Source organism: Sphingomonas sp. (genome assembly GCF_026460985.1).
Lineage (GTDB): Bacteria > Pseudomonadota > Alphaproteobacteria > Sphingomonadales > Sphingomonadaceae > Sphingomonas.
In genome coordinates this window covers 118,742-128,894 of sequence record NZ_JAPKNM010000064.1, presented here as the reverse complement: position 1 = coordinate 128,894, position 10,153 = coordinate 118,742, and the positions used below count along the sequence as shown (strand labels likewise).

General features: G+C 67.2%; 4 protein-coding genes and 1 tRNA gene. 3 read left to right on the top strand and 2 right to left on the bottom strand.

The genetic code is table 11. The annotated features are described in order from the left end of the window. Positions 1-53 precede the first annotated feature (53 nt). Complete coding sequence (locus MT490_RS10620) at positions 54-551, bottom strand: gluconokinase, GntK/IdnK-type (RefSeq protein WP_297387045.1); 498 nt, start codon at positions 549-551, stop codon at positions 54-56. A gap of 213 nt (positions 552-764) precedes the next feature. On the opposite strand from MT490_RS10620, the gene MT490_RS10615 reads away from it, so the two are divergent. The 3 genes from MT490_RS10615 (at position 765) to MT490_RS10605 (ending at position 9,978) form a co-directional block, all read left to right on the top strand. Then, positions 765-3,794 carry a glycosyl hydrolase family 28-related protein gene (locus MT490_RS10615; protein WP_297387035.1) on the top strand — a complete coding sequence of 1,010 codons (3,030 nt, stop codon included), beginning with the start codon at positions 765-767 and terminating at the stop codon, positions 3,792-3,794. A 95-nt stretch (positions 3,795-3,889) separates the two neighbouring features. Continuing rightward, positions 3,890-6,859: a TonB-dependent receptor gene (locus MT490_RS10610; protein ID WP_297387033.1), complete on the top strand. Its 2,970-nt coding sequence runs from the start codon at positions 3,890-3,892 to the stop codon at positions 6,857-6,859. Between the two features lie 77 nt (positions 6,860-6,936). After that, the gene (locus MT490_RS10605; protein ID WP_297387030.1) at positions 6,937-9,978 is read left to right on the top strand and encodes a glycosyl hydrolase family 28-related protein; all 3,042 of its coding nucleotides are present in this window, start codon (positions 6,937-6,939) and stop codon (positions 9,976-9,978) included. A gap of 70 nt (positions 9,979-10,048) precedes the next feature. Here the strand turns inward: MT490_RS10605 and MT490_RS10600 are convergent. Then, positions 10,049-10,124: transfer RNA gene (locus tag MT490_RS10600), tRNA-Glu, on the bottom strand. Between the last annotated feature and the right edge of the window lie 29 nt (positions 10,125-10,153).

The following is a 10,153-nucleotide window of genomic DNA, read 5'->3' as shown; positions in this document are numbered from 1 at the left end:
CTGCGGCTGACACCTCCCCCTGGCGGGGGAGGATCAGGTGGATTCGCAGCGCCTCAGGCCGTGAACTGGCGGACTTCCAGCCGGGCCAGAACGCGCTCCCGCAGCCGGCTGGCGGGCTCTTCCGTCACCAGGCTCAGCGCGTCCTCGTCGGCAAGGGGCCGCTCGAGCGTGGCGAGCTGGCTGTCGATCAGATTGACGGGCATGAAATGGCCGGGGCGGGCCGCCAAACGTTCGATCAGGCGCTCGCGGCTGTTCTCGAGCAGGATCAACTCCACCGGACGCCCGATCGTGGCGCGCAGCCGATCCCGGTAGCGGCGGCGCAGCGCCGAGCAGGCGGTCACGGCCACGCCATGCTCCGCGACGGCTTCGGCAGTCGCCTTGCCGAGCCGTTCGAGCCAGGGCCAGCGGTCCGCGTCGCCCAGCGGTTCCCCGCCGCGCATCTTCGCGATCGCCTCGCGGGAATGATAGTCGTCGCCTTCGAGGAAGGGACATTGCAGGGCTTCCGCGAGCAGCGCCCCCAGCGTCGACTTGCCGCACCCGCTCACGCCCATGACGATCACGGCGAAGGGCGGGGCGGGGCGGGCGGCTGGAAGCAAAACAGGCGTCCTCGAGACAGGGTCGTGCCCGACGGGCAAGCACCACGACGGCGCTGCGGCGTTTTGGAGGGATGTCCGGGTGCTGAAAACTACGACCTTGGTCGCAGGTGCCAGGAATGGGGTGCCGGGTTAACCAGCGCAATCGAGTGCCGACAAGTGGAGATCCGTATGATCATGCGCCGCGTTCTGGCTGGCTTGCTCGCCGCAACCGCCCTTGCCGCGCCTTTCCCGGTTCTCGCGCAAGGGGTCTCGATATTCCCGGCGGCCCCTGCGGAGCCGCGCGCGGTGACGGTCAAGGGCATCGGCGACGGCAAAGCGGACGACAGCGACGCGCTGCAGAAGGCTCTGGACGCGGCCCGGGACGAGACCCGTCATGGCATCGTCTTCCTGCCTTCGGGCAAGTACCGCATCACGCGCACGCTGGTGGTCCCCCCGGGCGTGCGCGTCTATGGCGTTGGGCCCACCCGCCCGGTCATCCAGCTCGGCGCGAACACCCCCGGCTTCCAGCAGGGCGTCTCGACGATGATCGTGTTCGGAGGGGATGATCAGTACAACGTCGGCAAGGTGCCCGTGCCGGTGCCGACGATCGTGCCTCGCGACAAGGTCGTCCGCGACGCGAATTCCGGCACCTTCTATTCGTCGATGAGCAATGTCGACATCGAGATCGGCGAGGGCAACCCGGCCGCGGCGGGGGTTCGCTTCCGCATGGCCCAGCACGCCTTTCTCAGCCACATGGAGTTCCGTCTCGGGTCGGCGTTCGCCGGCGTGTACCAGGCAGGCAACGTCCTCGAGAACGTCCATTTCAAGGGCGGACGCTACGGCATCGTCACCGAGAAGACGTCGCCCGCCTGGCAGTTCACCTTGCTCGATTCGAGCTTCGACGGGCAGCGCGACGCGGCGATCCGCGAGCACGAGGCCCGGCTGACGATGGTCAACGTCGCCATCCGCGACACGCCCGTGGGGATCGAGATCGACCGCGGCTATGGCGACTCTCTCTGGGGCAGCGACGTCCGCTTCGAACGGGTCAGCCGCGCGGGCGTCGTCATCTCCAACGAGAACAACGTGTTCACCCAGATCGGGTTCGAGAACGCGTTCGCCGTGGACAGCCCCGTCTTCGCGCGCTTCCGCGACAGCGGGCGGACGGTGGACGGGAAGGGCAAGGCCTATCGGGTGGCGTCCTTCTCCTATGGGCTGGCGGTGCCCGAGCTCGGGCAGATGGGGAGCTATGCCACCGAGGCGGATATACGGGCGCTGCCGGCCATGCCGGCGCAGCGGGCGCCCGTCATCCGCGACCTGCCCAAAATGGCCGACTGGGTGAATGTGCGCACGCTCGGCGTGGTGGGGGACGGGCAGGCGGACGACACTGCCGCGATCCAGCGCGCGATCGACGCGAACCGCATCCTCTACTTCCCGACTGGCTTCTACAAGGTGACCGACCGGCTGAAGCTGCGGCCCAACAGCGTGCTGATCGGGCTGCATCCGGCGATCACCCAGCTCTATATCCCCGACAACAATCCGCGCCACGCCGGGGTCGGCGCCGTGCTGCCGATCCTCGAGAGTCCGCGCGGCGGCGACAATATCGTCTCGGGCCTCGGGCTGTTCACCGGTCGCGTGAACCCACGCGCGGCGGCCTTGCTATGGCGCTCGGGCGCGCAGAGCCTGGTCGAGGACGTCAAGATCATGGGCGGCGGTGGCACGCCGACGGCGGACGGCAAGCCGCTCGGCAGCCTGTCGGCGCGCAGCGGCGATCCGGTGTCCGACGGGCGGATGGACGCGCAATATCCGAGCATCTGGGTGACCGACGGCGGCGGCGGCACCTTCGCCGATGTGTGGAGCCCCAACACCTTCGCCTCGGCCGGCTTCACCGTAACCAACACCCGCACGCCCGGGCGCGTCTACGAGATGTCGGTCGAGCATCACGCGCGCAACGAGTTCGTCCTCGATAATGTCGAGAACTGGGAGTTCTACGCCCCCCAGACCGAACAGGAAGTGGGCGACGGCCCGAACGCCATCGGGCTCGAGATCCGCAACTCGCGCAACCTGCTCTTCGCCAATTATCACGGCTATCGCGTGACGCGCAGCTACGCGCCGGCGCGCAGCGCGGTGAAGCTGTTCAACTCGAGCGGCATCCGCTTCCGCAACGTGCATGTGAACGGCGAGAGCGGCTATGCGGCCTGCGACGACGAGGGGTGCGGCACCTTCCTGCGGGCGAGCAAATACCCGTTCGAGAACGCGATCGAGGACGTGACCCGCGAGCTGGTGGTTCGCGAGCGCGAGTTCGCGAAGCTCGACATCGGCCCGACGGACCGGCGCACCCCGGTGGCGAAGCCGGGCCTTGCGCAGGTCGAGAAGCTCGCCGAGGGCTTCTGGTCGATCTCGGGTGCGGCGGTGGATGCGCGGGGTGCGCTCTACTTCATCGACCGGCGCTTCCAGCGCATCCATCGCTGGACCGAGGCGAAGGGGCTCGAGATCGTCCGGGACAACGCGCTCGATCCCGTCAATCTCGCCGTCGACGCTTCCGGGCATCTTCTGGTGCTGTCGTCGCTGGGACCCAAGGGCGCGGTCTATTCGCTCGATCCGGACGGCCCGCCCGATCAACTGACGCGCATCGAGCCCACCCCCGTGCGCAACAGCGGGCAGGCGAAGACGCTGCTCCCCGTAAACTGGTGGAACAACGGCGAATTCCGCGACCAGCTCAACCACCAGAGCTACGAATTCACGACGCTCGCGGAGATGTTCGCGCGCGAGGTCGGCACGCCCAAGGCGCAGGAATATGTCTCCCCCGACGGCAGTCTCGCGCTCCCGGCGTTCCGCGTCTGGCAGCAGGGGCCGATCGATCATGTCGGCTGGCGCTGGTCGAACGGGCTCAACGCCAATGGGCTGGTGAGCGGGCGGCCGGGCGAGCGCCTGTTCGTCACCAACGGATCGGAGAACGTCACCTATAGCGGCACGGTCGGCGCAGGCGGAGCGCTGGTGGACCTGAAGCCCTTCGCCAATCGCGGCGGCGAGAGCGTTGCCGTCGACGCGCGCGGCCGGGTCTATGTCGCGAATGGCCAGGTGTTCGTCTACGGCGCCGACGGCAGCGAAGCCGGGCGGATCGACGTGCCCGATCGGCCGCTGCAGATCCTGTTCGGCGGGCCGGACCGGCGGACATTGTTCATCCTCACGCACCACGCGCTCTACGCCGCGCGGCCCTGAACGCGGCTCTACGACCTTTGTCGTACGTGCGGCCGCGCGGGCGGAGGGATACCGTCGAAGTCGGGAAAATACGAAAATCGGAGAGGGTCGGAGAGATGGTTTCCGCAATGCTTTGGCAGCGCCACGGGGTGAGCCTGACCGCACTGGCCGCGATGACGCTGGCAAGCCCGGCATATGCGCAGACCGCGCCCGCACCCGCACCGCAGGAAGAGGTCGCCCCGCAGACCGAAGCGCCGGCCGACGCCGAGCAGCAGGGCGATATCGTCATCACCGGCTCGCGCATCATCGCCAGCGGCTTCAACGCGCCCACGCCGACGACGGTCATCGGCGAGGAGCAGATCACCGCCAACGCGCAACCGAACCTCTTCAACACGATCGCGCAGCTGCCGTCGCTCCAGGGCTCGACCGGCACCGCGACGGGGACGTTCAGCACCTCGAGCGGGCTGCAGGGGCTGAGCTCCTTCTCGCTGCGCGGGCTCCAGCCGATCCGCACGCTGACATTGCTCGACGGCCAGCGCGTCGTGGGCGCGAACGTCACCGGGGTTCCCGACGTCAGCCTGTTCCCCCAGCTGCTCGTCAAGCGGGTCGACATCGTCAACGGCGGCGCCTCGGCCTCCTATGGCTCGGACGCGGTCGGCGGCGTGGTGAACTTCATCACCGATACGCGCTTCAAGGGCTTCAAGGCCAATGTGCAGGGCGGCATCACCACTTATGGCGACAATGCGCAGGTGCTCGTGCAGGGGGCCTGGGGCGGGGCGGCGTTCGACGACAAACTGCACATGATCGTAAGCGGCGAATATGCCCATGACGATGGCGTCGGTCCGGGCAATTTCGGCATCGATCTCGCAGGCAAGCGCAACTGGCACCGCGCCTCGACCTTGCTCAACACCGGGCAGACCAACAACGGCCTGCCGCAGTTCAACTATAGCGACTATGCCCAGCCGTACCAATATGCGCTCTACGGCCTGATCAACAACGGCCCGCTCCAGGGCACCGCCTTCGACGCGAACGGCACGCCATACAACTTCAACTACGGATCGAACGGCCAGCCCCTGGGCAATGGCCGCGTGTCGAACTGCTATCCCGGCAACAGCTTCTGCGTCGGCGGGGACCTGTCGGGCGCGCCCGGCTCCGGCGCGTCGCTGGTATCGTCGCTCCAGCGCATCACCGGCTTCGGCCGGATCGGCTACGATTTCGCCCCGAACAACGAGATCTACCTGACCGTGGGCGCGGCGCAGGTGAAGACCAGTAACCAGCCGAGCCCGGGCTATGGCCGCCCGAACCTCACGGTCCAATGCGCCAACCCGTATTTGCCGCAGCTGATCCGCGACCGGTGCGCGACCGCGGGGATCACCAGCTTCAACTTCGGGACGAGCAACGGATCCTTCCCCGATCCCCGGGTCTATACCGACCGGCGCCAATATCGCTTCGTCGGCGGCCTCAAGGGGCAGTTCGGCGTGGGCGGGGGCGACTGGAACTACGATGCCTATTACGCGCACGGCACCACCATCTCCGACATCGACGTCAACGATATCGTCCTGCAGAACCGCTATGTGGCCGCGACCAACGCGATCACGCTGAACGGCGCGATCGTCTGCGCCGATGCGGCGGCGCGCGCGGCGGGATGCCAGCCGATCAACATCTTCGGCAATTTCGCGCCATCCGCAGAGGCGCTCGCTTATGTCACGCCCCAGAACGGGCCGTTCCAGCACACCCGGCTGACCCAGGACGTCGCCAGCATCAACTTCTCGGGAAATCTGTTCGATCTATGGGCGGGCCCGCTCACCCTCGCCTTTGGCGGCGAGTATCGCCACGAATTCTACCGCGTGAACGCCGATCCCTATGGCGCGGGCGTCTCAGCCCTCAGCCCCAACAGCGATGCCTATCCGGCGGACCCGCTGCTCAACGCCGCGCAGGGCAGCAACTGGGCGGCGGGCAACTACAAGAACGGAGGCGGTGCGTACAGCGTGTACGAGGGCTTCGCGGAGCTCAATCTGCCGCTGTTCGACGGCGGCGGAGCAGGGCGGGCGAACCTGAACGGTGCCGCCCGCGTGACGCATTACAGCACTTCGGGCACGGTCTGGGCGTGGAAGATCGGCGGCACCTGGGATACGCCGCTCGAGGGCATCCGGCTGCGTGCCGTGACGTCGCGCGACGTGCGTGCGCCCAACCTCTCGGAGCTGTTCGCCGCGCCGACCGTCACGACGCTGCCGAACTTCAACGATCCGTTCCGCAACGTCGCGGTGCAGGCGTTCCAGAACACCATCGGCAACCCCAATCTGAAGCCCGAGATCGCGCGCAACACCGAAGTCGGCATCGTCCTCGCCAACCCGTCCTGGCTGCCCGGGCTCAGCCTGTCGTTCGACTATTACAGCATCAAGCTGAGCGGCGTCGTCTCGACGCTGTCGGCAGACCAGATCGTGCGCTTCTGCTTCGAGGGCAACCAGGCCTTTTGCGGCGGCTTCGTGCTGGACAGCCCGGTGCAGGGCGGCAATTTCATCAACGTCCAGCCGTTCAACCTCGCTTCGTGGAAGACCAGCGGGTTCGACATCGAGGCGAGCTACCAGTGGCGCCAGCCCATGGGCCTGCCCGGCAGCCTCACCCTCCGCGCGCTCGGCACGCATATCCGCGAGTTCATCGTCAATGCGGGTATCGCCGGGGTCGACCCGGTCGACCAGGCCGGCGCCAACACGGGCGCCACGCCCGACTGGAAATGGCTGGCGATCCAGACCTACGAGAATGACAGGTTCAGCCTGACCATCCAGGAGCGTTGGTTCTCGGATGGCGTGTTCGGCAACCAATATGTGGTCTGCCAGTCGGCCTGCCCGGTTTCGACCGGCAACCACCCGACGATCGACCGCAACTATATGAAGGGTGCCTTCTATGTGGATGTCGGCGGGTCGTACAACGTGACGTCGAACGTCCGGGCCTATTTCAAGATCGACAATCTGTTGAACCATAATCCCGAGCCGTCGCCGCAGACCAATACCGGCCTCGACGTCAACCCGGCGCTCTACGACACGCTTGGGCGCACCTTCCGGGCCGGCGTCCGCTTGAATTTCTAATTGCCACCCACGCGACCCCCGTGGGGACTCGTCCCGGCCGCAAGGTCGGGACTTTTTTTCGTGTCGGAGTGCGGATCATGCACCGGAGACTGATCGAGGCTAGCGCATTGCTGTTGATGCTTGTCGCAGCGGCGCCGGCCATCGCGTCGCAGTCGGTCTATACCAGAGCGCCCGACGAGCCGGCGGCGATCAGGGTCGCGGGCGTCGGCGACGGCCGGGCGGACGACAGCGCCGCGATCCAGCAAGCGATCGACAAGGCGGCGGACAAGGGTGGAGGCGGGATCGTCTTCCTGCCCGAAGGGTCGTATCGCATCACCCGGACGATCAAGCTCTGGCCCGGTGTGCGTGTCCTCGGGATCGGGGAAAAGCGTCCCGTGATCCTGCTGGGCGCCAACACGCCCGGGTTCCAGCGGGGCGTCGCCCATATGCTGATATTCGCCGGCGGGCGGCCGGGCCAGGGCAACGGGCGGGGCAGGCAAGTCGCGTTCCCGCCGCCCGGCAGCGTGCCCTTCGACAAGGACCTGCCCGATGCCAATTCGGGCACCTTCTATTCGGCGCTCGCCAACGTGGATTTCCGCATCCTCGACGGCAATCCCGCGGCGACCGCGATCCGGTTCCATTCGGCGCAGCACAGCTTCGTCAGCCACGCCGCTTTCGATATCGGCTCGGGCCTGGCCGGGCTGTACCATGTCGCCAACGAGGCCGAGGACCTCCATTTCCGCGGCGGTCGCTACGGGATCCTCGCCGAGAAGCCTTCGCCGGCCTGGCCCTTCGCGCTGGTCGATTCGACCTTCGAGGGGCAGCGCGACGCCGCGATCCGCGAGCATGAGGCGGGGCTGACCCTGGTCAACGTAGCCTTCCGCAACGTGCCCGTCGGGATCGAGATCGACCGCGGCTATGGCGACTGGCTCTGGGGACAGGATCTGCGCTTCGAGAATGTCTCGAAGGCGGGCGTGGTCATCTCCAACGAGAACAGCGTCTACACCCAGATCGGCTTCCAGAACCTGGTCGCGAACCACACGCCCGTCTTCGCGCGGTTCCGCGACAGCGGGAAGATCGTGAAAGGCGCGGGTGCGACATATAGGGTGACGTCGTTCACGCACGGCCTGACTCTGCCCGGCCTGGGACGCATGGGCGAATTCCGGACCGACATGCAGGCCAGCCGCATCGCCGGCCTGCCGCCCGTTCCCGATCCCGTCATCCGTGCGCTGCCGCCGGTTGCCGAATGGGTCAGCGTGCGGAGCTTGGGAGCAAAAGGCGATGACAGGGCCGACGATACCGCCGCGCTCCAAAAGGCTATCGACACCCACCGCGTGGTCTATCTACCAACGGGCTTCTACCGCGTCAGCGATACGCTGCGCCTGCGCTCCGACACGGTGCTGCTCGGGCTCCATCCCAGCCTGACCCAGATCGTGTTGCCCGACGGCGCGCCGGGCTATCAGGGCGTCGGCGCACCCAAGGCCCTGATCGAGAGTGCGCGCGGCGGCGATGCGATCGTCTCGGGCATCGGTCTCGACACCAATGGCGCCAATCCGCGCGCGACTGCGTTGCTGTGGATGGCGGGCGCGCGGTCGATGGTGAACGACGTCAAGTTCCAGGGCGGCCACGGCACGAATCGCTACGACGGCACCCGCGTTTCGCCCTACAACAACAATGCGACCGCCGATCCCGACGCCGCGCGGCGGTGGGACGGGCAATATGCGAGCCTGTGGGTGACCTCGGGAGGTGGGGGTACCTTCGCGAACATCTGGAGCCCGAGCACCTTCGCGCATCCAGGCATCCTAATATCGGACACCGAGACACCGGGTCGGATCATCCAGGCATCGGTCGAGCATCACGTCCGCACCGAGATTGGGCTCAACCGGGTCGCCAATTGGGAACTGCTGGCGCCGCAGACCGAGGGCGAGGCGGGCGAGAGCGGCGACGCCGTGGCGCTCGAGATCCGCGACTCCCGGAACATCCTGGTCGCCAACTTCCACGGCTATCGCGTCACGCGCACGCGCAAGCCGGCGCCCGCCGCGGTGACGCTCTACAATTCGCGCGACATCCGCTTCCGCAACGTGCATGTGAACGGCGAGAGCGGCTTGGCCACCTGCGACGAGAATGGCTGCGCGACGTTCCTGCGGTTGACCAAATTCCCCTACGACAATGCGATACGCGACGTCACGCATGGACTGGATGTGCGCGAGCGCGAGTTCGCCGTTCTCGACGTGGCCGGCGCTCCTGATCCGGTGCGGCCCTCCATCCTGGCCGGCGCCAGGCTGGAGAAGCTCGCCGACGGGTTCCATTCGGCCGGCGGAGGCGCCGTGGATGCCGAGGGCCGGCTCTATTTCGTCGACCGCTTCTTCCGGCGCATCTGGCGCTGGTCCGACGACCGCCGCCTCGAGATCGTCCGCGACGCCGCGCTGGACCCGGTCAACTTGGCGGTGGACCGGTCGGGAAACCTCATGGTGCTGTCGTCCTGGGGCAGGAACGGCACCGTCTACAGCTTTCACCCGGGCGCGCCGGACCAGGAGATGACGGTGATCCCGCCGACGCCGGTCGCCGCGCGGCCCGGCGCGCGCCTCGCGCTGCCGGTCAATTGGTGGAACAACGGCGAGTTCAAGGACCAGCTCGATCCCGAGACCTATCGCTTCACCACGCTCGCCGAGATGTTCGCGCGCGACATGAGGCTGCCCAAGGCGAACGAATATGTGTCGCCCGACGGGAGCCTCGTGCTTCCGGCCTGGCGCGTGTTCCAGCAGGGTCCGGTGGATCATCGAGGGCTCCGCTTTTCGGATTCACTCGACAGCTACGGCCTCATCCAGGGCGCGTTGGGCGAGCGCGTCTTCGTCACCAACGGCTCCGAGAATCGCACCTATTCCGGGAAGGTGGGCGAGAACGGGGTGATCACCGACCTCGTGCCGTTCGCCGAGCGCGGGGGCGAGGGCGTCGTTGCCGACAGCCAGGGCCACGTATTCGTCGCGAATGGGCAGATCTTCGTTTACTCGCCCAATGGGAAACAGGTCGGGCAGATCGACGTGCCGGAGCGCCCGCTACAGCTTGTCCTCGGCGGCGCCAATCGCCGGACGCTGTTCGTGCTGACGCATCACGCATTGTACGCGCTTCATCTCGATTGAAGCCTGGTGATGGGCCGGCGCCGCTCGTCAGCGGTTCGCGGCGCGTCTCGAATGCCTGCGAAGGCATTTTTGGTGACCCCTACGGGACTCGAACCCGTGTTTTCGCCGTGAGAGGGCGACGTCCTAGACCGCTAGACGAAGGGGCCAGCGCGGCGGAAGGCGGCCAATTAGGGGG